Source organism: Polyangiaceae bacterium, from assembly GCA_020633235.1.
GTDB lineage: Bacteria > Myxococcota_A > Polyangia > Polyangiales > Polyangiaceae > JACKEA01.
This window is the reverse complement of sequence record JACKEA010000002.1, coordinates 1,011,065-1,032,203: the sequence shown is the minus strand read 5'-3', so window position 1 is coordinate 1,032,203 and position 21,139 is coordinate 1,011,065. Positions and strand designations below refer to the sequence as shown.

Annotated in this window: 18 protein-coding genes; 6 read left to right on the top strand and 12 right to left on the bottom strand. The window is 68.3% G+C overall.

Annotated elements, in window-relative coordinates; translation table 11 throughout:
* Positions 1-108: 108 nt before the first annotated feature.
* The 7 genes from H6717_15090 to H6717_15060 form a co-directional block, all read right to left on the bottom strand.
* The gene (locus H6717_15090) at positions 109-630 is read right to left on the bottom strand and encodes a tellurite resistance TerB family protein (protein ID MCB9578348.1); all 522 of its coding nucleotides are present in this window, start codon (positions 628-630) and stop codon (positions 109-111) included.
* A gap of 61 nt (positions 631-691) precedes the next feature.
* Positions 692-1,225: a hypothetical protein gene (locus H6717_15085; GenBank protein MCB9578347.1), complete on the bottom strand. Its 534-nt coding sequence runs from the start codon at positions 1,223-1,225 to the stop codon at positions 692-694.
* Positions 1,225-3,147 carry a hypothetical protein gene (locus tag H6717_15080; protein MCB9578346.1) on the bottom strand — a complete coding sequence of 641 codons (1,923 nt, stop codon included), beginning with the start codon at positions 3,145-3,147 and terminating at the stop codon, positions 1,225-1,227. Before H6717_15080 ends, H6717_15085 begins: the two co-directional genes overlap by 1 nt.
* An 18-nt stretch (positions 3,148-3,165) precedes the next feature.
* Positions 3,166-3,894 (bottom strand): CDP-alcohol phosphatidyltransferase family protein, encoded by a 729-nt coding sequence (locus H6717_15075; protein ID MCB9578345.1) that lies wholly within the window; start codon positions 3,892-3,894, stop codon positions 3,166-3,168.
* A complete protein-coding gene (locus H6717_15070; protein MCB9578344.1) occupies positions 3,891-4,607 on the bottom strand; it encodes a TetR/AcrR family transcriptional regulator in 717 nt (238 codons plus the stop codon). Before H6717_15070 ends, H6717_15075 begins: the two co-directional genes overlap by 4 nt.
* An 86-nt stretch (positions 4,608-4,693) precedes the next feature.
* Positions 4,694-5,488, bottom strand: a complete 795-nt coding sequence (locus H6717_15065; GenBank protein MCB9578343.1) for a hypothetical protein — start codon at positions 5,486-5,488, stop codon at positions 4,694-4,696.
* A 79-nt stretch (positions 5,489-5,567) separates the two neighbouring features.
* The gene (locus H6717_15060) at positions 5,568-6,707 is read right to left on the bottom strand and encodes a hypothetical protein (protein ID MCB9578342.1); all 1,140 of its coding nucleotides are present in this window, start codon (positions 6,705-6,707) and stop codon (positions 5,568-5,570) included.
* A gap of 142 nt (positions 6,708-6,849) precedes the next feature.
* On the opposite strand from H6717_15060, the gene H6717_15055 reads away from it, so the two are divergent.
* The 4 genes from H6717_15055 to H6717_15040 all read left to right on the top strand — a co-directional run bounded on the left by H6717_15055 (position 6,850) and on the right by H6717_15040 (position 11,431).
* On the top strand, positions 6,850-7,722 hold the full coding sequence (locus tag H6717_15055) for a LysR family transcriptional regulator (GenBank protein MCB9578341.1): 873 nt from the start codon (positions 6,850-6,852) through the stop codon (positions 7,720-7,722).
* 80 nt (positions 7,723-7,802) lie between these two features.
* Positions 7,803-9,215, top strand: coding sequence for a metallophosphoesterase (locus tag H6717_15050; protein ID MCB9578340.1), 1,413 nt, complete (start codon positions 7,803-7,805; stop codon positions 9,213-9,215).
* A gap of 22 nt (positions 9,216-9,237) precedes the next feature.
* The gene (locus H6717_15045) at positions 9,238-10,038 is read left to right on the top strand and encodes a hypothetical protein (GenBank protein ID MCB9578339.1); all 801 of its coding nucleotides are present in this window, start codon (positions 9,238-9,240) and stop codon (positions 10,036-10,038) included.
* A 91-nt stretch (positions 10,039-10,129) separates the two neighbouring features.
* Positions 10,130-11,431 carry a serine/threonine protein kinase gene (locus tag H6717_15040; protein ID MCB9578338.1) on the top strand — a complete coding sequence of 434 codons (1,302 nt, stop codon included), beginning with the start codon at positions 10,130-10,132 and terminating at the stop codon, positions 11,429-11,431.
* On the opposite strand, the gene H6717_15035 is transcribed toward H6717_15040, so the two are convergent.
* From H6717_15035 to H6717_15020, 4 genes are read right to left on the bottom strand one after another with little or no spacing between them, the layout of a single operon-like run.
* A complete protein-coding gene (locus H6717_15035; GenBank protein ID MCB9578337.1) occupies positions 11,432-12,766 on the bottom strand; it encodes a sigma 54-dependent Fis family transcriptional regulator in 1,335 nt (444 codons plus the stop codon).
* 9 nt (positions 12,767-12,775) lie between these two features.
* A complete protein-coding gene (locus H6717_15030) occupies positions 12,776-13,576 on the bottom strand; it encodes a hypothetical protein (GenBank protein ID MCB9578336.1) in 801 nt (266 codons plus the stop codon).
* A 10-nt stretch (positions 13,577-13,586) separates the two neighbouring features.
* Positions 13,587-14,636, bottom strand: coding sequence for a hypothetical protein (locus tag H6717_15025; protein MCB9578335.1), 1,050 nt, complete (start codon positions 14,634-14,636; stop codon positions 13,587-13,589).
* The gene (locus H6717_15020; GenBank protein ID MCB9578334.1) at positions 14,636-15,796 is read right to left on the bottom strand and encodes a hypothetical protein; all 1,161 of its coding nucleotides are present in this window, start codon (positions 15,794-15,796) and stop codon (positions 14,636-14,638) included. The genes H6717_15025 and H6717_15020 overlap by 1 nt, the downstream gene beginning before the upstream one ends.
* 193 nt (positions 15,797-15,989) lie before the next feature.
* On the opposite strand from H6717_15020, the gene H6717_15015 reads away from it, so the two are divergent.
* Positions 15,990-17,444 (top strand): hypothetical protein, encoded by a 1,455-nt coding sequence (locus H6717_15015; protein ID MCB9578333.1) that lies wholly within the window; start codon positions 15,990-15,992, stop codon positions 17,442-17,444.
* 69 nt (positions 17,445-17,513) lie between these two features.
* Here the strand turns inward: H6717_15015 and H6717_15010 are convergent, their stop codons facing one another.
* On the bottom strand, positions 17,514-17,786 hold the full coding sequence (locus H6717_15010) for a hypothetical protein (GenBank protein MCB9578332.1): 273 nt from the start codon (positions 17,784-17,786) through the stop codon (positions 17,514-17,516).
* Positions 17,787-18,968: 1,182 nt separating this feature from the next.
* Here H6717_15010 and H6717_15005 point away from each other — a divergent pair.
* Positions 18,969-21,089 (top strand): hypothetical protein, encoded by a 2,121-nt coding sequence (locus tag H6717_15005; GenBank protein ID MCB9578331.1) that lies wholly within the window; start codon positions 18,969-18,971, stop codon positions 21,087-21,089.
* Positions 21,090-21,139 lie beyond the last annotated feature (50 nt).

The following is a 21,139-nucleotide window of genomic DNA, read 5'->3' as shown; positions in this document are numbered from 1 at the left end:
CAGCAATGGTCGTGCCTCGGGCCTCGCGCGAGGAATTGGGCCCTGCGGCGTCGCGACAGCGTCAGGCTGGCGGAGGACGCCGCGGGCCGTGTCAGTGTGACAGCGAGCTCACTCGGAGTCGGCTTCGAGCTGGTTCAACAGCTCCTCGGCGCGATCCCCGTCGATGTCCAAGGCCCCGGCGAGCTCGTTGATGAGGTCGTTCTCCTCGTCCTTGATCTCGCTGTCGGCGAAGGCGATGGCGGAGGCGAGCGAGAACGCCGCTTCGCTCAGCGCCGGATCTTCCTTCAGGGTCGGGGCAATGGCAGCAATGCGCTTGTCGATGCCCTGCTTGACGAGCTCGTCGCACTTCTCGAACAGCTTCTGAATGTGGTGTGTTCGGACGGAACCATCCGTGAGCCCACGCACGGCGCCACGCAACACCTCGCGCTCGCTGTCCGCGACCTCGCCATCCACCACGACCATCAGATACATGGCCTCGAACAACGCCTCGAAGCGCGCCTTGCCATCGGGATCTCCCGCAAACGGATCGTCATCTGCGGCCACGCGCATGAAATGCACACTGGGCGGCTGACCGACATCCAGGAGGTGATCACGAATGCGCTGAAGGGTCTTCGGCTGGAGCTGAATCATGGTTCTTCTATCGTATGGCCTGGCCCAAGAAGCAATTGTTCCCCGCGAAAACCGTGTGGATTCACTGCTTCACGAGGGCGCCACCGGCGAAGCTCACGCCGGCGGCGCGCTCGCCATCGGAGCCGACGACTCCGCTTCGATAGCTCACGAAGCTGATGGGCGTCTCCGCCGCCTGAGTGAGCTTCAGAGTGACGGTGGCGACCACGGCGTCGTCTGCGACCAGGCCTTTGGCGCTGCCCCGCTCGCTGACCACGGCGACCAGAAGACCGGGGGTCTTCTCCGAGGCCATGGCGATGGGAGCGGGGCTGCCCCACAGCGCGCCGGGCTCCAAGCTCGCCAGCTGCGCGACGGCAGGGTCGTAGCTCAGGCGAAAGGCGACGCCGTAGACGTCGCTCACACCCTTCGCCACGACCTCCAACACCAGCTCGCCGTCCGTCAGGGATTTTTCGCGCAGCGTGACGCTCGCGCCGCTCGGGGCGGCGTCTGCGACGAAGACGATGCTCGACGGCTTGGGCGTGCTGCCGCCTCCCCCGTCCGAGGAAGAGCAGCCCAGCAGCAGGAGCAAGGAGACCAGAGTCACCGCGAAGCGTGTCATCAGCCGGCTCCTTTCACGGTGCCGAACAGATCCGTCACGGCGGACAGATCCGATTCGTCGATGGTGCCGTCGTCGTTGGCGTCGGATCGAGGATCGAAATCGAGGTCCAGGGCCCAGACGCCTTCGCCGCCCGGCTGGCTCGGCTGAGCGACCTTGCCCAGCTGGCGTGCGCAGTGGATCACGTCGAAACCGTCCACCTCGCCATCGAAGTCCTGGTCGCCCGGCTGAGCGGAGCGGCTCCACACGAAGCCGTCGTGGAGGGGATTGGGGCGAACGCGGAGCACCGGCTCGGTGACGTCGAGCTCGACCGGCGTGCTGCCCTCGAAGGTGACCAGCATCTCTTTCACCTCGCCGGTGCGAAGCGTGACCTGGAGCCGCAGGCTGAGCGTTTGGCCGTCGATGCCCTCCGTCGTCACCACCGGCTTCTCTCCTTCAGCCTGGGTGAAGGAGAAGCGGGGTTCCACTGCCGTGCCGTCCCACACGTACTGCGAGAAGACCTTCGACAGATCCTGACCGCTGGTGGTCTGGATCACGTTCAAGAAGTCGGCGGTGTCACAGAACTGCTGGCTGCAGGTCTTTGCCCAGCTCCGAAGCGTCGTCTTGAACACGTCGTCGCCCACGAGCACCCGCAAGTGCTCGAGCATCGCGGACGAGCGGATGTACGCCCACAGCGTGTTCTGGATGCTGTCCTGCGGGATGCTGGAGGGGTTCTGGACCACCAGCGGCAGGCTTGGGTCGCCCAGGTAGTGGACCGTGAGCCAGTGTTCTCGATATCGCCGAGCGAGATACTCTTCGCGGCTGCCCACGGTGTTGAGGTGCTCCGCCGAGTAGTCGATCTGGCTCAGCGTCGCGAGGCCCTCCACCAGCCAGCGGGTGTTGCGAATGTCGGAAGGGGAAACCAGCACGCCCCACCACTGGTGGGCGTTCTCGTGGGCCAGGGTTTCCTCGAAGTAGGCATCGCTCGGGCCCGCGTAGTCCTCACTCAGCAGGGTGAGACCGTAGCCGGCGGTTCCGCGGAAGATGTCGAGCCAGCCGAGGGGGAGCTTGAACACCTTCAGCTCTTGATAGGGCAACGCTTGGCCCGCTTGATCGTCGAGGAAGGGCAGGATGTCGGTCATCCAGCCGGCCATGTCGGTTGCGTATTTCGGGCTGCTGGAGACGGCGTACACGTCGGACTTCGGGCTCGCCCCGCTCACCGTAACGGTAGAGAGCTGTCCGAACATCACCACGTTGCCGCCGTAGCTCGGGTAACCCGGGATCTTCCACACCGTCGTGGATTCGCCATTCGCTTGCGACGTGCCCGAGAGGTCCCCGCTGGCCACGACGTCCGTTCCCGTGGGTACGCTGATGGTCAGGGTGCGGCTGGCGCCCCAGGCGTTGTAGCCTCCGATGCCGTCCTGATCGATGACGCTGGGGATGGCGGCGTTCTCGAGCAAGAAGCCAAGGGGCGCCCCCATCTTGCAGCCCTGGTTCTTGCACGCGAGCGTTCCAGAGTAGTCCGCACTGATGACCAGCGACTCGCCGCTGCCGACGGTCGGAGTGATGCCGAGGGTCGCGTAGTCGTAGCCTTGCGTCGGGGTGTTCTGGACCGTCACGCTCTTGCCAGAGGCCGTGGCCGTGCTCACGGAGAGCCCGGAGTCGAGCAGCAACGCAATCTGGGAGGTGGTCCCCAAGGACGAAAGCTCCACCTCTACGTGGCCGTCGACCACGCCGGTGTCCGGAGCCAGGTGAAGCGTCGTGTCGATGCGTGTGATCTTGGTGCTGGCAAAGGGCGGCGCCGAAACGGGCTTCGGCAACAGCGGGGACTTCGGCAAGGAGCGATGCGCGACCAGAGTCTCGAAGCGTGGGATGGGGGTGGCCCAACCGTTCACGGCGCCGAGCAGGAGCGCGAGGGCGAGCCCGAGGCTCGTTCGATTCCGCATGGCGCGGAGCGTAGCGCGTCAGGCGGCGCGTTTGGAGGGCGGGACTTCGTCCCGGGGCAGTGCGACCGGCAAGGCGCGAATCGTGGGGGCGAGCAGGCGCCGGGCCACGATCAGGGCGTGGACCGCGCCGAACAAGCTGGCCACGGCGACCAACCCCACGCCTGCCAATAGTGCGGGAAGCCCCCAGCCGGCGAGGCCGAGCCAACCGGAGAGCGCGATGCTGACGGCCACGACTACGACGCGTTCCGCGCGCCGCGCGTACAGCGGTGGCAGCACCGCGCCCAGGGCCTCCGCGCGGGCGCGGATGTAGCTGACGGTGAACCCGCCGACCATCGCCAAGGCCGGTACCAACGCCAGGGTGGGCCGCTCGGTATGGGTGACCAACACGACGATTCCGGTGAGCGGCGCGGCGTCGGCAACTCGGTCCACGACGGAGTCGAGCAGCGCGCCACCCCGACTGCTACTGCGGGTCGCCCGAGCCACGATGCCGTCGAGGGCGTCGAACAGACCGCTGACGACGATGGCCGACAGCGCCATCCAAGGAGCGCCCAGCGCGATGGCCACTCCCGATGCCACCGCCAGAAGCAGCGACAGCACCGTGAGCTGGTTGGCCGTGACGCCCAGCTCACCGAGCCAGCGGCCGAACACGAGCAGCGTTCGGTACAGGACGCTCGCCAGCTCGAAGCGAGCCCAGACGGTCCCGCGCAGCCGTTCGGTGGTCACGCGATCGTCTTCCAAAGCTCTCATTTTCCGCCCCCCCGTACGCCGTGAAGAAAGTAGCCGACGACGCGCTTCGCTTGCGTCGCCGCGTCTACCTGTTGCTCCCGCGCCCAGCGCTTGAACAGGGAATGCGAGATGCCCACCAAGATCATCGCCGCTTCTTCGTGCGACACGCCGCCGAGCTCCCCGGGCTCCGCGTTTTGCTCGAGCCATCCCTCGAACGCTCGCGACAGCGCGGCTTCGTTGGCCATGTGACTCGCAGCCGCGCGCCGCGGTGGCGTCTCCTGACCCGTGGCGAAGCGCACGAAGAAGTCCAGCGTGGTTCGGTGGTTCTGGCCGACCTGGTACTGGCTGCGGAGCAGCGCTTCGAGCCGCTGTTGGAGGTTCTTGCCCTCTGGAGCTCGGTGAAACGTGGCGTGCATCTCGTCGAGCACGCGGGCGAGGAGCGCCTCGAAGATGGCGTCCTTGCTGTTGAAGTAGGTGTACAGCGACGCTGCCGTGTAGCCCGCTTCCTCGGCGATCTGCTGCATTGTCGCCTGGTGGTAGCCGAGGCGGGCAAAGGCCCGCGCCGCGGACTCCAGGATGTCGTTCTTGCTCGCTTCGTGGCGCCGGGCCTTACGCTTGGCGGCGGCCTCAGCCCGGATGGCGCGGCTGGGCGCCGCGCGGCCGCGCGCTCTTCGCTGGGCTTGCGCGGGGGGGCGCTGCGAAGGTTGTGCGTTTTTCTCCGACCGAGCGACCATGGCTTCGAATCCTGATTCGGAGGATTTGTACCCCCATTTCAGGATTCGAACCAATAGTCGATGAAATTACGGTGGCAGCGGACGTGTCAGAGCTCCAGGCCGACGAGGAGCATGGGGCGGAAGCCCGCGAATCTCACAGAGGATTCGGTGCCACCGACCTGCATCTCCAGGGTCCGAAAGGCGTAGCCTTGGGCCACCGCGTCGACCCGAAGCCCCACGTTTCCGAGATCGAAGATCAGCCCGGGGCCAAACCCGATCTGCGCGCCAAGGTAGGGGCCTTCGTCCGTCTGGCAGCTCTCGCCGGTGGCTGATTGGTAGTTGGCGCAAGCGTCCGACTGGGCCGAGGCGGTGTCTTCCAGGTCCTTGCCGGGGAACAGCAGGCTCACGCCAACGTTGCCGCGCAGCGTCAACGTGGTCGTGGGAGAGAGATCGATGAGGCCTTCCAGCACGAAATCCGTCCCGAAGCTGGTCCCGAGCTCGAAGCGATTGCCCTCGATGTTCACCGTTTGGCTCGGAAGCAGCGTGAGGCCGCCACCAAAGCGGAAGCTGCGACTGCTGTTTCGGAGCCAGTCCACCCCCAAGACCAGGGAGCGCTCGCTGTCGTAGTCCGCACTGTCTGCCGGGCCGCAGTCGCCCTTGTCGCAGACCGAGGAGACCGTGCCGCTGCCTGCGGTGGTGCCAGCGCGCAGCACGAATACCGAGCCCTCGCGCCGATCCCGACGGGTCGGCTGGGACGCCGCGGGGGGCGGCTGATCGGCCTGAGCGCCCGTGGGTTGGACCAAGCTGCCCGTCGGGTCGAGGCCGGCGGACTGGGCGAGGGCAGGGATGGCAGCAAGCAGCGTTGCCGCTGCGGCGAGGGGGAGCGTCAGGGTGTGTCGCATGCCCGGCTTTTCGCGACGCGCCGGGCCGAGTTGCGAAAATTCGTCCGGCGTGGTTCCGCGCCGGACCAACATCAAAACGTCAGAAGGGAGCGCCGCTGCCGTTGCTGCAGTTCACGCACTCCGGGTCGTTCTTGTTCGCCGGGTCGTTGCACTTGAACGGGCAGTAGTCGAAGGTCATGAAGATCTTCTGGACCTTGTCGCACTCGTCGCTGGTGCCATCCACCGAGAACTCTCCGTAGCCGCCGTTGGCGTAGAACTGGGCGGCGCAGGCCGTTTCGGCGGACGTCTTGGTGATCCAGCCGGGCAGGTCGGGCATGTCTTGCACGCCGTCCGTTCCGTTCGGACCCTTGCCTGCCATGCCGTAGTAGGCCTCGGTGCACACCTGCGTCACGGCGCAGTCCGTCGCCGAGCTCTTCTGCGCGCCCTGGGCGCTGAGCGCCTTGAGCGTGTAGCAGAGCTTGAAGTAACCGTTGCAGTCCACCTTCAGGGTGTTGGGCGAGAACGGCTGGGCGGGCGGAGTGCCCGTGGAGAAGTTCATTTCCTGGGTGGTGGGGCAGCGCGCGCCGCTCGCGTCCAGGATGGTGGACACGCCGCCGGTGACGGTGCTGCCGCTGGTGTAGAAGCAGGGGCTGGTGTTCTTCACGTCCCAGTAGCCGCCGCTGAAGCAGGTGCACGCTGCCTTGCCCGTGGCGCCGGGCGGCGGCTCGAAGGTGGGCGGCGAGATGCCCTGGTAGCCGACGCACTCGCCCCAGGCCAGGCTGAGCTCGCCCGTCGACTCACAGGTGGTGACGCCGTCCTTGCACAAACCCTTGTTGCGGTTCTTGCGCTTGCCGGGCCAACACGGTGCCGTCGCTCCCAAGGTGGGGCAGGGGCAGCCCTTGTAGTTCTTGTCGTCGGGGCATTCGGGCGTGCCCCCTGGCTTCATCGGCTGGGCGCCGGAATCGCTGCAGTCCGCGGGCGGCGGGTCTTCCGCGAAGAACGCGTCTGCGGAGTAGTTCGCGTCGGTCGGAGTGACGCCGCTGTCGATGATGCTGCCACCACTGCCGTTGCCGCTGCCGCCGTTGCCGCTGCCGTTGCCGCTGCCACCATTGCCGCTGCCGTTGGCGAAGCCTCCGGAGCCGGCAGAGTCGCTCGTGGAAGAGCACTGCACGGTGGCCATCGAGAAAACGAATACCAACCCTGTTGCCAGCGCGGTGCGCGCCCATCGTCCCCGGTGCATGGCGCGAGGGTACCACCATGTAGGACAGCTGGCTCGTGCGTCGGGCCGTGCATTTCGCGAAGGCGCGCGCAGTGGCTTGCCAAAAATCCAGCCGTGCGCGACGCCGCTGGCTTGCGCCCGCCGGCGTTGATAACCGCTTTCAATGGTTCACGTTCAGCGATTGGAAGGCTTCTACTGGGTGGCCCGCGAGCGGGGCTACGCCCGCGCGGCGCGTGCGTTCCCGTATCCCATCACCCAACCCGGCGTGCACCAGCAGGTGAGCAAGCTCGAAGCGGAGCTCGGGGCGCGCTTGTTCGAGCGCGTGGCGAAGGACGAGGTGCGGCTGACGGCGGCGGGCGAGCGCTTGTACGAAGTGTGCGCGCCGTTCTTCGAAGCGCTTCCGAACGTGGCGGAAGAGCTGCGCGGAGGCCACCACGGCGGCACGCTGCGCATCGACGCTTCCGGGTTGGTGCTCCGGGAGCTGCTGCCGGAGTGGATCCAAGGGCTCCGAGCCGAGCGCGACGACATTCGCGTGGATGTCGAGGAGATCCAGAACCCGGACTTGGGCCGACTCAGGAGCGGTCAGGCGCACCTGTTGGTGGACTTCTTCGAGAAAGTGCCTTCCGGCTTCGGAGCGCGCACGGTGGCCAAGGCGTACACCTTCGTGGTGCTGCCCAGCGCGAGCCCTCTCGGGCGGCGGCGGCGCGTCGACCCGAAGGCGCTCGCGGACACGCCCTTCGTGGCCTACCACCCGAGCCTCCGGCAGCACCGGGTGCAGCTCGATGCCGTGAAAGAGCGCGTGGGGCTACCCAGCAAGATGGTCAGCGCCAGCTCCGTGGATTCGATCCTGGCCTTCGTTCGAGCGGGGCTTGGCTACTCCGTGGTGCCGTGGCTCGACCCTAGGGGGCCGAAGCTTCACGGCGTGGTGGCCCTGCGCCAGCGGTCGACATTTCCGATTCGAGCCTTATGGGCCTCGAAGCGCACGCCGCACGCCCTGGTGAGCGCGGCGCTGGCCGTCGCGCCGCCCGAGAAATGACCAAATCGTGGCGGGATCCTGCGGCTGACGTGACGGGACCCCGGTGGCGGTCCATCCTAAGATCAGGAATCCCTTTTTCAATGAGCCGCGACAACCTCATCGTCCTCTCCGACGTGCATCTGGGCAGCGACCTCGTCCAGTTCCTTCGGCCGGACGCTCCGCGGCGTGGAAAGGCGAGCTTGGCGCGGGATCGCGAGCTCACCGCGCTGCTCGACTGGTACCGAGAGCGGAGAGAGGGCGGCCGCCCGTGGCGCCTGGTGATCGCCGGGGACTTCGTCGACTTCGTCGGGATGAGCGTGGACGCGGAGAGCGACGAGATCCAGACGGAGCTCAGCGACGAGGAGCGGGAGCACGGCCTCGGCAGCGCCGTGGACCACACGTTGATCAAGCTCCGCCGGGTGGCTCGGGAGCACGCCGAGGTGTTTCAGGCGCTGGCCCGCTTCATCGCGGCGGGCAACACGCTGGTGGTAGTGCGGGGAAATCACGACGTGGACCTGCATTGGGAGCCGGTTCAGGCGGCGTTCCGACGCGTCCTCGAGGGCCACGCGGACATTCGTCCCGCGCAGGTGCAGTTCGCGGACTGGTTCTATTACGAAGAAGGCCGCGTCTTCATCGAGCACGGACATCAGTACGACGACTTCTGCTCTTACGACAACGTGCTGTTTCCGGTGCTGCCGAGCGATCCGAAGCGCTCCACGCGCTCGCTCTCCGACATCTTGCTCCGCTACGTCGTGCGTCCCACCCGCGGCATGTTGGAGAGCGGGCACGATCAGGCCAGCGCCGTGGACTACTTGCGCTTCGGCGCGCAGCTCGGCGTCCGCGGCATGCTGGCGCTGGGACAGCGCTTCGTGTACGCGGTGGTCGCACTGCTCGCCCTGTGGCGCGAGCACGTGAGCGATGCGGCCGCGTGGGTGCGCCAAGAGCACGAACGGAAGATGCTGCTGCTCGCGGAAGCGCGGCAGCTGAGCGTGGTGAAGCTGCGCGCTTTGGCTTCGCTTCAACGTCCGCCGATCACGCGCAGCGTGCTTCGCCTGCTCGCAGGCGTGATGATCGACCGCGTGGTGATGGCGCTGCTGCTGCTCGCGGCAGTCGTGTGGCTGCTGGTCGCCCGCTGGACGCCGGCGCTGGGGATGCAGCTGGCGGCGGCGCTGGCGCTGATCTTTCCCCTTGGCTGGCTGTGGCGCCGCGCGCGGGGCGCCATCGACGCCAGCGATGCCCTGCGAGAGCGCGCCGAGCGCGTGGCCACGCTGTTTCCTGCGGCCTTCATCGTGATGGGACACACCCACTTGCCCGAGGTGCGGAGCGCCGCCGCGGGCAGCACCTACGTCAACCTCGGCGCCTGGGCGGAAGAAGAAATGCCCGAGGGAGCGCATTCGGCACTGCCTGCTACTCGCACCCACCTGGTGGTCGTCGAAGTGGACGGAAAACCGACAGCGTCGCTCTTGTCCTGGGACTCGGCGCGCGGCCCCGAGCGTTTCGTGTCCACGGCGTAGCGGATCGTGCGACACTGTTGGCGTGAAAAGGTCTTACTTCGCGCTGTTGGGCTGTCTGGCGATCGCGTGCACCAACGACTACGGTGCTTTCTCCTTCACGGGGGATGACGCGGGAGTATCCGGTGCTTCGGGCTCGAGCGCGGGCGGCAGCGGCGGGACGAGCGGCAGCGGTGGCGCAACGGGCGGAAGCGGCGGCGCGACCGGCGGCACAGCGGGAACCGGCGGCACAGCGGGAACCGGCGGCACAGCGGGAACCGGCGGCACAGCGGGAACCGGCGGCACAGCAGGAACCGGCAGCACAGCAGGAACCGGCGGCACAGCAGGAACCGGCGGCACAGCAGGAGCCGGCGGCACGGCAGGAACCGGCGGCGCTGCGGGAACCGGCGGCGCAGCGGGAACCGGCGGCGCAGCGGGTAGCGGCGGCGCAGCGGGTAGCGGCGGCGCAGCGGGCGCCGGCGGCGCAGCGGGCAGCGGCGGCGCAGCGGGCAGCGGCGGCGGTGCCGGTGCGGGTGGCAGCACGGGGCTGCCCGGCTGCAACGCGACGTACGGATCCATCAACGGTGTGAACGCGCTGTGTCTGCAGACCGACAGCTCCTGCGAGCTGCGCTACGGCTCGAAGGTGCAGTCGTGCACGGACATCTGTGCCGAGGGCGGCGGCGAGTGCACCGCCGTGTTCGACAACGTCGGCCCCTGCGGTCACGGCCAATCCTATCCTTGCAACACCACGCAGCTGAACGAGGCTGTCTGCATCTGCTCTCGGGGTTGTGGCACGGGGAAGCCGTGCAGCTCTCCGCAGACCTGCAACAGCGGCCAGTGCCAGTAGCCTGTTGTCGGTTCGGCGCGGAACCGGTCGCTGCGCCGTAGCAGCGCTCTTGCATCCCTGAGCGTCAGAGACCATACCGCGAGCGGTCGCGATGGCAGGTCGATACGTGGTCTTGGACGAGATCGCCTCGGGCGGAATGGCCCGAGTGCATCTCGCGCGGCTGTTCGGGGGTGCCGGCTTCGACAAGGTCGTCGCGGTCAAACGCCTGCCGCCGGAGCTGTCGCACGACGCCAGCCGAGCCGAGGCGCTGGTCGCCGAAGCGCGCCACGTGTCGCGCATCCGCCACCCCAACGTGGTGAGCGTGATCGACGTGCTCGAAGACGAGCGTGGGGTCGGTATCGTGATGGAGCTGGTGCACGGCGTCGCGCTCACCCGGCTGATGCACGCCGCGCGGCTCGCCGGGCGGCGCATCTCGCCGGCCGTCGCGGTGGCCGTGGTGGTCGGAGTCCTGCGCGGTCTCCACGCCGCGCATCTCGCCAAGGACGAGCGCGGCGAGGCGATGGGTCTCGTGCATCGCGACGTATCGCCGCAGAACGTGCTCTTGGGCGCCGACGGCGTGGCGCGGGTGGTGGACTTCGGGATCGCCAAAGCCGTGCTCGCCGGCGACCCGACCCGCGGCGCGGAGCTCAAGGGCAAACCGGCGTACATGGCACCGGAGCAGCTACGGGGGGATCCCGTGGACGCGCGCACGGACGTGTACGCCGCCTGCGTGATCGCCTGGGAGCTCGTCACGGGACAGCGACTATTCGCTGCCGAGGGGGACTACGCCATCGCGCAGAAGGTACTGCACCGCCCGGTCGACTCCCCGAGCCGTATCGTCCGAGAGGTTCCGCCGGAGCTTTCGCAGGTGATCCTGCGGGGTGTCTCGCGGGATCCGGCGGAGCGCTTTCCCTCGGCGCTGACTGCTGCGGAAGCGTTCGAAGCCGCCGTGGCTCCGGCATCGCCGTCGGAGGTGGCGCGGCTTTTGTCCGAGCTGTGCCAGAAGGATCTGGACGAGCTCCACGACCGCGTGGTGCGGGCGGAGTCGCACCAGGCGCAGGCCTCCGAGCGACGTCCGCGGCGCGCGCCCCTCTTGCTGCTCGCCGCCGCCGGTGCGGTGGCGGCGGCGTCCTGGTGGGCCCTCGCACGCGGAGAGGCGAGCGCGCCGCTCGCGTCGTTTCCGGCCCTCCCCGCGATGACGATACAAGCGAAGCTGCCGGAGAAGCCCGCTGCGATCCCGGCGGCGACCACGAGCGCGTCCGCGCCACGCGTCCACAAGCCGCCGCTCCCGCCGCGGACGAGCGCAGCACCGACGGCCTCCGCGCCGGCGCCCGCCGCCCCGGATTGCGAGCCGCCCTACGTCGTCGACGAAAGCGGCTTTCATCGCATGAAGCCGGAGTGCTTGGGGCGCTGATCAGCCCCCGTGCTTGGCCTTGAGCAAGTTCAGATAGCGCTTGGCGATCCCCGACGCTTCTGCCGCTCGCCGCACGTTGCCTCCGTGGCGGTCGAGGACGCGCTCCACGTAGCGCCGTTCGAACTCCTCCATCATGCGTTGCTTGGCGCGGGGCAGCGGAAGGTCCAGCGCCAGGATCTTCTCGACCAAGTCCGCACGCTCCGCAGCCGCGCTGTCCGTGGGCCCGAACTCCACCAGATCGCCCAGGGCGACGTGACGCGCGACGGCGTTGAGCAGCTCGCGCACGTTGCCCGGCCAGGAGTATTCCTCGAAGCGTTCGAACAGCTCGTAGGGTAGGGGGAGCTCCTTGCCGCCGAGGGTGTCCCAGAAGTGGCGGGCGAGCAGCGCGATGTCGCCGTGGCGGTGGCGTAGGGGCGGAAGCTCGATGCGGGCCACGGCCAGGCGATAGAAGAGATCGTCGCGAAAGCGGCCGGCCAAGACCTCGCGATCCAGATCTCGGCGCGTGGCCGCGACGATGCGGACGTTCACCTTGATCCAGCGCTCGCTCCCCACGCGGGTCACCTCGCCGCGCTCGATGGCGCGCAAGAGCCGCGCCTGTAACGGCAGCTCCAGGTCGCCGATCTCGTCGATGAACAGCGTGCCGCCGTCGGCCAGCTCGAACACACCCCGGCGCGCGGCCGTGGCGCCGGTGAAGGCGCCCTTCTCGTGGCCGAACAGGTGTGACTCCACCAGCGAAGGCGTGACCACCGAACAATCGAACACGACGAAGGGCCCCGTGCGGCGTGCGCCCTGATCGTGCAGCGACTCCGCCAGCACTTCCTTACCCGTGCCGGTCTCTCCCTCGATGAGCACTGGAACGTCGCTCTTGGCCAGGCGTTCGCACAGGGGATACAGCCGCCGCATCGCCGTGCTGCTTCCGAGCAGCTGTCCGAAACCTGCCGCGTCCGACAGCCGCTCCGCGGGCTCGGCGGGAGCGAGCTCCACCGTGAGCGTGGTCTCACCGATGCGCACCTGCTCTCCACCGGAGAGGATGGCGTCTCCCACGCGCACGTTGGCGACGCGCGTTCCGTTGGTGGAGCCCAGATCCGTGACGTGCAGGTGCGGGCCCACGAGCTCGAACGCAACGTGTCGCCGCGATGCCGTGCGGTCCGTGAGCCGGAGCTCGCAAGAAGGGCTGGTGCCCACCAACACGCGGTTCGGCTGGCTGGCATCCAACAAGAGCTCGCTGCCGCTGTCGGGACCTTGCGTCACGCGAATCACGAAGCTCGGGATGCGGTCGAAGCTCGGTCGCTCGTTCTTGATCGTGAAGGTTTCATCGCCGGGTAGTCGGGTCATGGTCGAATCTCAGAAACGTCCCCCCGCGGCCACCGAGAGCCGCGCGGCAGAGCTGGTGTCGGGATCGTAGGAAAGCCACAGCCAGGTTCCGCCCGCCAGGGCAGCGACGCCCACGGCCAGGGAAATGTCCGCAGCCAGGGCTTTATGTCGGAGCGGCGCGGTCTCGTCAGTGGTGCAGTTGGGCGCGCAGGAGCTCTCCAGATCGTCCTTGGTGGCCTTGGCATCCAGCGCGAAGTAGCCGAACGACGCGAGCCCCACGACGCCCAGCGCGCCCAGGGCCCAGCTCGCCGCGGGCGGCGGCGGAAGCCCGCGATGCGCGGGCTTCTTCGCCGGCCGACGCGCACCGGTGGGGGCGGGTGGATGCCGAGCCGTGAGGGCGCGATTCTTCTCGGCCTCGCGCACCAGCACCTGGAGGATGACCTGCTTGCCGTCGGCGAACACGAAGCGGAAGCGATGCGCGCCGGGGTCGACGGGCACGGCGCGGCCATCGAGTCGGTCTTGGATCTCGGTGTCGCCATCGAGCACCACCACGTCCAACACGTCTCGGCCGTCGGCATCTTGGGCGCCGAACACCACCGTGGGCACGCTGTCGCTCACCTCCCGGAGCCAGCGCGTGCACTCCTTGGCCACCGGAGCGGGGCAGCTCTCCTGGGCGCAGGTGAGCAGCGCCTGCTTGGCGTCCAGCAGCTTGCCCTCGCGACGAAGGCGCTGGCTCGAGTCGTAGCTCGACAGGCACGTATCGTCGGCCAAGCCGGCGGTCGTCCACAGCGTGGCAACGAGCAAGGCGAGAGTGGAGAAGCGGAGGGACACGGCGGTGGGCTCAGTAAGATAGCGTTCGGCTGTGGCCGGAAGCAGGGTCGACCGTCACGATGGCGCCGTCCAGCTCCAGGAGCAGGCGTTTTCCGTCGGGGTGCGGCCACAGGTGGGGCCGGCGCTCGGGCGCGACCCGCGCCGGTCCGACGCCGAGCTCCGTGGTCGTGCGCTCGTTGGTGTCGAGCATGACGCGCGTGAGGGACGGCGGCTTCGTGGGGCGGTAGAGCCACGCCACCGCGCCGCTCACCGTGAAGGCGCGGACCGCGACGCCGTCCTGTCCAATCCAACTCGGCGCGTCGTTGGTCAAAGTGCCGAGCGCGCCGGTCTTGGTGTCCGCGATCACGACGTCCGCGGTGCGCCGGGCAAAGAGGAACGGGCCGTCGCGATCGATGGGGATCGACGTGCAGCCGTCCGCGTTGACTCGCGCCGCACCGGCAAAACCAAATCCGGAAGTCGACAGCAACGCGGCGCTGGCATCGAGCACCAGGGAATCGATGTCATCCGGCCAGTAGGGTCCCGCCACCGCGTCCGGGCAGCCGCTCTTGCCGATGTCTCCCAGATAGCTGCGCTCGCCCGTATCCGGGTTCACTCGATAGAGGCGGCCGCTGAAGTCGAAGCCTTGCCAGGAGTGAAGCAGGTAGCCATTTCCGTCTTCGCTGATGGCGCGCAGATCCCCGACGTAGCTTCCGGAGCCCGCCTCCGTGGGCGTTCCTTGCGCATCGGTGACCCAGCCGGAGAGCAGGCGCCGCGCCCCCGATTGGACGTCGACCCCAAGCAACGCGCCCTTCGGGTCGTTGCTGCGCACGCGCACGGCCACCACGAGCTCGCCCGCGTGCACCACGCCGCCGACCACCTCGTAGCGCGGCAGACCGACCCAGGGCAGGGCGATGCCGCTGCCCACGCTGCCGGGGGTGAGGTCGTCGATGGGATGGCACGGATCACTGGCAGGGCGATCGGCGCAGCTGCCGTCGCCTTGCGAAAGCTCGTCCACGCCCAAGGTCAGTGAGCAGCCCGTGAGCAGCCCGACGGCGAGCCAGCAGCAGAACGATCGCGGCATCAGTAGCTGAGGACGTTGCTTTCGTCCGTCGCCGGGTCGTAGAGCACGACGGCGCCATCCATCACCACGATGACGGCGGCCAAGGTGGGGTGCACGAACACGTGCTTGGGGAAGTACGCGTTCGTGCGCGCAGGGCCCACGTCTTCAGCGTGGAGCTTGCGCTCGCCCGTCGCCACGTTCACCTCCACCAAGTGGAAACCGCCTTCGAAGGCGCTGCCCACCGTCCAGGCCGTGTTCCCATCCACCGCAACGGACTGGTTGCCCAGGGTGATGGGTTCGAGGCCGGGAACGGCGGGCGTGGTCTGGGACACCGCGGTCGTCTTGCCCGTGCTGAGGTCCATCGACTGCAGCGTGCTGCCGGCGTTGTCGACCAACCACAGCTGACCGTTCTGCCAGCGCATCGACTGCAGCGAGCCGGGGAGCGTGAGGGTTGCGAACAGGTCGCACTCGTCGCCCAGCACGCGCACGATGTGCTCGCCTTGGAGGTTCACCGCGGCGAGGTACACGGTGGTGTCGGGAGCGACGGCGGGAAAGATCCAGCCTTCCTTCGACAGCGGCTGAGGCAGGGCGCTCTCGCACTTGTCGCCGATGGTGCGGGTGGTGTGATCGCCGCTGTGGGCGTCGATGTCGTAGATGAACCCGGTGAAGCCGCCCCACTCGGGCCAGATGTGCGCGAAGAGCCCGCCGCCGAAGCCGACGCCGGCGAGCTCCGCGAAGTTATCGCCGGTACCCTGGGTGAGGCTGCCTTCGGTCGTGAGCAGCGTCCCGGAGACGAGCCGCCGCGCGCCGGTGGCGAGATCCACTCCCAGCACGCCGCCCTGCCCGAGGTTCTCCGAGCTCCGCACCGCGAGAAACAGCTCTCCAGCGTGGATGGCGCCGCCAACGACCTGCAGCTTGCGGATCGAGTTTTGTACCCAGATGGGGGCCGGGCCTTGTCCCACGGACCCGGGCTCCAGCGTCTCGATGGTGCGGCAGGCGAAGTCGCCGGAGTGATTGGGATCGCGACAATCCACCAGCGACGGAGGTGGGCGGGAGAAACCTCCTTCGAGGCCCCCGTCCAGAGGGCCACCGCCTCCGGAAAGCCCGCCATCGCCGAGAACGAGGGAGCAGCCCTGAGCGACGAGGAGCGCGCCCGGGAGAAGCAGGAAGCCGCGAGCCATAAGCAGGGGCAATCCTGCCGCGGGGTGCGAGCAGCGTCCAGTCGTGGCGACCGGGAAGCCGGAGATCACCCTCGTGGCCCAGGGTGATCTCGCAGATCCCGGCGGCGGACGAATTCGCGGCGAAATCAAGGAGGCCCCTCGCGGCACGTCGATTGCCTAGGCGCGACGTCGAATCACACGAGGAGTTTCCTTCATGATCCAGCTCAGAGCTTCTTTGGTCTCATTGCTCGCCCTTTTCGTGGTGGGCGCGTGCAGCAGCAGCAGCAGCGATGGCGGCTCGTCTCCGGGACAGACCCCCGGCCAGAAGATGTGCGCTTCCCTCGAGGATCAGGTCTTGGCCTGCGGTACGGGGACTCCGTGTGACGACGCGCTGGTCAAGGACTGCGCCGGCATCGTGGGCCTCGTGAGCGATCCCTTCATCGAAGCGACACGCACTTGCCTCGACGGTGGTGGATCCCCGGGCAGCTGCCTGGCGTCCTCCTTCCAGGGCCTCACGCCAACGGCGGCGCACAAGAGCTTCGCGACCACGTTCTGCGGCGAGTGCCTGGGCGGTGTGGTTCCCGGGTGTGAGAGCCTGTTCTTCTCCGACTCCGGATCCATTCCGGACGAGCTCAAGGTCGCCGGTGCGGTCATCATGCCGCTGTCCGATAGCCTGGTGGGCCAGATCGAAAGCGAGTGCGCCAAGCAGAACCCGCTCACCTGCGCCGCGCAGTTCTCGAGCTGCGCCCAGGGCGTGCTCGCGAAGCAGGCGGTGCCGACCGAGACGGTGAAGTGCTTCTTCGACAGCCTGATCAACGGCGGCAGCGCGCCCAAGACCTGCGGCGACGCCGGCACGGGTGGCAGCGGTGGCAGCGGTGGCTCGGGGGCTACGGGCGGCAGCGGCGCGACGGGCGGCAGCGGCGCGACCGGCGGCAGCGGCGCGACCGGCGGCTTCGGCGCGACCGGTGGCTTCGGCGCGACCGGCGGCAGCGGCGGCTCCGGCGGGACCAGCGGTAGTGGAGCGAGCGGCGGTACGGGCGGCAGCGGGGGCAGCGGCGGTACGCCGATCAACGATTGCTGCACCACCTCCGCCGTCCCGGGCTGCACGAACACCACGGTGCAGAGCTGCGTCTGCGCCCAGGACGCCTTCTGCTGCAGCGACAAGTGGGACCAACAGTGCGTGGACGAGGTGACCAGCAAGGGTTGCGGCACCTGTCAGACCTGCACGGATCCCGGTCCCGAGCCCAACGACACGCCCGCGCAAGCCACGCTCGCCTGTGCGCCCAAGACCAGCTGCTCCGTGAGCGACTGCAACGCCCTCGGAGGTGGCAGCATCAACGGCGTGATCCAACCAGGCGAGAAGGACTACTTCTACTACGACGGTCTCGACGACGTCTGCGTGGTGGATCCGACGGTGACGACCCAGAGCGCGGGCGTGCGTGTCTGCGTGTTCGCTCAGTGCAACAACAACCAGACCACGACCTTCAAGAGCTGCAAGTCCGGCACCAAGACGAGCGACGGCAACCTGACGGGGTGCTGCTCCACCACCGGCAACGCGAGCTTGGACTTTGGGTGCCCGGGCCTGAACGACTCCGCCAAGGTCACGATGCGGGTCAACGCGACGCAGTCCAACGCCTGCACCGCCTACACCCTCGACTACCACTACTGATCCGAACCGATAGCCAAGGGCGGCCGAGCGTCGCCCTTGGTCAGCTTCTTGTTGGTTCGGCGCGGAACCTCACTCGCAGAAGCAGACGTCACCCTTCTGCGGCTTGCACTTCTCTTTCTTCTCGTCGTCGTCCGAGCCCTCGATGGTGGGCTGGGACTTGCACTCCGTGGAGCCGCTGAGCGTGCCGCAGGCGTCGGACTTGGGGTACTTCCACTCGTAGCACTCTTCCTCGTCCGGGGACTCCAGCGGAACGGGCGCGGCGCTGGCCATGGATCGCGCGCTGGTCGCGACCATCAGCGCAAACACCACGAAACCGGCACCCGAGAGCTTCCACACGTTCATCCTGGCCTCCAGCGCGGAACGCTAGCGCACGGCCGGGGGGAAGTCACCGGCCTTTGACGCTGCGCGGGAAAGACGCAACCGTGTCGAGGCGCGGTCGACTGGCGTCCGCAATGTCCGACCCCATCGCGCGCAATCACTCCTCACGACTCGACAACCAATCTCATGTTGAAGACTACGCCGGGCGTTCAGAGGCAAGCCCACCGCGCCCTGCCGCTTCCCGGAAACCCCTGAGTCAAGGTGCGGCCCAACTGGTCGCGCAACACCAGCAGAAACGCTCCGTGGAGCCTGCCGGACGGCGGGAAGCGGGACTCGTCTCCGACGCCGTGAAGACAGTGGCGCCCAAGCTCCTTGGCCCCTTGGAGACGCCCGTCGAGGCTGCAGCGCTGTGTGCGAAACATCCCGTGCAGTGCGCCGCCGTCGCGAAGGGTGCCCTCATTGCAGGTGCGGGCTATGTGCTCTACGAAGCGGTTTTCGGAGCGGAGGCCGGGCCGCTTCCGCCAGAACCTGGGGGCCGCTGTGAAGTGGAGTCGAAGCACCGCCCCCCAACGGACCCCTGCGAGACCGAAAGCTCGGTCGCGTGCTTGCCATTGGCCTATCGAGATGGCAGCGAGGAGTGAACCGCGTGTGATGTTGCGGCGCTCCCGCTCGGGCGTCCCATGGTTGCTCTGGGGTATTAGCTTGGGCGCGATGCTCGGGTGGCCGGGCTGGGTCGGCTGCGCTTTCGGCGCGATCGCGTGTCGCTTCACCGTCGACGACACATGGGCGCTTCTTGGCGATGGCGAGATGTTCAGAGTATTGCGTCGTCGCGGTCGTTCTGCATGGACTCTTGCCGCGATGGTCGGCCCGGGCGTCGGCTTGTCCCGGAAGGGCAACACGGTCGTGCTTCGTGGGGGCGAAGGCAGCGCGCGCCTACACTTGGAGTCCGCAAGCGAGGCTCGCGGGATGGAACGGAGACTCAGGAGCACGGTGGAAGGGGGGGGTGCAGCCCGTGGATCGGCTCGGACCGTCGACCTCGAGACGCGCGCGCCCTGGGCGGAGTGGGCATGGCTCGGAGGAGCGCTGGCGGCGACGCTGATACTGGCACACGTCCGTGGACTGCCCGCCGGGCTCGTCGTCGTGCTGCCGGTGTACCTCTTGTGGGCACGGGTTTCGAAGGGACGGGGCAGAGGATAGACTTGCGGCGTGGTGCGCGACGTTTCGCTCGGTTTCATGGTCGCGATGGCGGCGCTGGGGTGCAGCCGTGCGCGCGCGGAGGAAGAGCGAACGACGGACAGGGTGGCGCCGCCGGTCGCGACGTCCGCGGTGCAGACGCAGGCTGCGCCAGTGGCGCCCAGCGCGAGCGCACCCCGAGTGGTCGAGCCCGCGCTGCCCCCGGCGGAGCACGATAGACGGCTTCTGCCGTGCCCCGGGGGCCACGCGTTGTGCGAGCCGGAGCTTCCGCTCCTGGCGCGCGGCGTCCTGGCTCGCGCCGAAGCGTATTTGGCCGAGTGCCGCGAGTGCCGTCACCGCGAGCTCGTGAAAGCGACGGCCGCGCGGGCGCGCCGCGCCGTGGCCCGCGCCGAGCGCGAGCGCGCGCGTCACGAGTCCGCCGAGTGCCGTTCGTCGACGCGCGTCGGGCTGCTCGTTTCCCCGGACTCCATCGCGACGGGCATGCGCGCACGCGTCGTGCTCGCGGCGGACCAACATGAAAATGCCAAGATCCAGGTGCTCGCCGACAAGGGAGAGAAGGCGCTGCCCGTATCGGAGCTGCACCACGCGGCGGCATTCTCCGTGGTGGAGACCGAACCGCTCGCTCTCGGGCGCTATCGCGCGGTCGTGAAGGAGGGCGACACGACGCTCGCGTGCGAGCGCTTCACGGTGCGCGAGCAGCAACGGCCGCGGCTGCATCGCGACGACCGCTGGCGCACCCGGGGCGAGTGGACGCGAGCGACGGAGAACCTCTACTCCGCGTGGATCGCCAGCACCTTTGACGCGCCGGAAGGGAAGCGCTGGCAAGGGCTCGCCCCCGTGCTCACGGATGCGAAGCGAAACTTCCTCTTCGATCACCTGGGCCTGGGGGAGGACGACGACGCCGACAAGCTCGCGCTCCGCCCCGATTGCGCGGATGCGCCCTTCGTGCTGCGTGCCTATTTCGCCTGGAAGCTCGGGCTGCCGTTCGGTCACCACACTTGTGGCTTTGGCGAGGTGGACGGGCCGCCCAAGTGTGGCGACTGGAAGAGCAACGAGACCGTGGACGCGGCGCCGGACGCAGGTGCGCCCAAGCTGCGGGCGGCGTCGCGTTGGGACTTTCGCGATCTGAGCGAACGGCTGTTGAACGACGTGACGGCGCGTACCCTGCGAACGGAGCTTCGGGACGACGAGACGGATCTCTATCCCGTGGCTCTGGATCGCGAGCACCTGAGGCCCGGTGTCGTGTTCTCGGATCCGTTTGGCCACACCCTCACGCTGGTGAAGTGGATCCCGCAGACCGCCGACAAGCCCGGCAAGCTCCTGGCGGTGGACGCGCAGCCCGACGGCACGGTGGGTATTCGCCGCTTTTGGCGGGGGAACTTCCTGTTCGTCGATCACCACCCTTTCGGTGGGTTCGGCTTCAAGGCGTTCCGCCCCATCGTGGAAGAGGAAGGAAAGCTCCGGCTCTTGTCCAACGACGAGATCGCCGTGGCCGACGGCTACGGCGGCTTCTCCCTTTCACAAAAGGGCATGGCGTCGGCGGACTTCTACGCGACGCTTTCGCGGCTCATCAGCCCGCGGCAGCCGCCACCGGAGCAGGAGCTGGATGATCTGATCGCCGCGCTGATGGCGCAGCTCGAGCGGCGGGTGACCGAGGTCCACAACGCCGAGGCCGTGGTTTCCGATCGCAAGACGCCCGTGGAGATGCCGGAAGGTCGCGAGATCTTCCACACCACCGGCGCTTGGGAGGCCGTCAGCACGCCGTGTCGGGACATGCGCTTGCTGGTCGGCATCGACACGCTGCTCGCCTACCCGAAGGAAGCCGCTGAGCTCGTGGGAAGCGACGCCATCACGCCCAAGCTCCGCGAGCGTCTGGAGCGCGCCGCTCAAGAGCGCTTCATCGAGTACCCGCGCTCGGACGGTGAGAAGCAGAAGCTCTCCCTCGCGCAGATCATCGAGCGGCGCGCTCGCTTCGAGATGGCCTATAACCCCAACGATTGTCCGGAGCTCCGCTGGGGCGCGCAGGAGGGCAGCGCCGAAGCCAAGGGTTGCACCCGCCGCGCGCCCGCGGCCCAGAGAAAGGCCATGGAGCGCCTACGCCACTGGTTCGAGAAGCGCTACTCCTGCGGCTGAGCCAACACCCCGACCGCAGGGATGTTGGCTCGCCGCGGAACCTCGCGGTT

Coding starts and splice junctions, on each gene's coding strand:
- H6717_15080 (MCB9578346.1), bottom strand. CDS start 3,147: ATGCGGAATCGAACGAGCCTCGGGCTCGCCCTCGCGCTCCTGCTCGGC.
- H6717_15055 (MCB9578341.1), top strand. CDS start 6,850: ATGGTTCACGTTCAGCGATTGGAAGGCTTCTACTGGGTGGCCCGCGAG.
- H6717_15015 (MCB9578333.1), top strand. CDS start 15,990: ATGATCCAGCTCAGAGCTTCTTTGGTCTCATTGCTCGCCCTTTTCGTG.
- H6717_15010 (MCB9578332.1), bottom strand. CDS start 17,786: ATGAACGTGTGGAAGCTCTCGGGTGCCGGTTTCGTGGTGTTTGCGCTG.
- H6717_15020 (MCB9578334.1), bottom strand. CDS start 15,796: ATGGCTCGCGGCTTCCTGCTTCTCCCGGGCGCGCTCCTCGTCGCTCAG.
- H6717_15070 (MCB9578344.1), bottom strand. CDS start 4,607: ATGGTCGCTCGGTCGGAGAAAAACGCACAACCTTCGCAGCGCCCCCCC.
- H6717_15075 (MCB9578345.1), bottom strand. CDS start 3,894: ATGAGAGCTTTGGAAGACGATCGCGTGACCACCGAACGGCTGCGCGGG.
- H6717_15090 (MCB9578348.1), bottom strand. CDS start 630: ATGATTCAGCTCCAGCCGAAGACCCTTCAGCGCATTCGTGATCACCTC.
- H6717_15050 (MCB9578340.1), top strand. CDS start 7,803: ATGAGCCGCGACAACCTCATCGTCCTCTCCGACGTGCATCTGGGCAGC.
- H6717_15060 (MCB9578342.1), bottom strand. CDS start 6,707: ATGCACCGGGGACGATGGGCGCGCACCGCGCTGGCAACAGGGTTGGTA.
- H6717_15085 (MCB9578347.1), bottom strand. CDS start 1,225: ATGACACGCTTCGCGGTGACTCTGGTCTCCTTGCTCCTGCTGCTGGGC.
- H6717_15065 (MCB9578343.1), bottom strand. CDS start 5,488: ATGCGACACACCCTGACGCTCCCCCTCGCCGCAGCGGCAACGCTGCTT.
- H6717_15035 (MCB9578337.1), bottom strand. CDS start 12,766: ATGACCCGACTACCCGGCGATGAAACCTTCACGATCAAGAACGAGCGA.
- H6717_15025 (MCB9578335.1), bottom strand. CDS start 14,636: ATGCCGCGATCGTTCTGCTGCTGGCTCGCCGTCGGGCTGCTCACGGGC.
- H6717_15040 (MCB9578338.1), top strand. CDS start 10,130: ATGGCAGGTCGATACGTGGTCTTGGACGAGATCGCCTCGGGCGGAATG.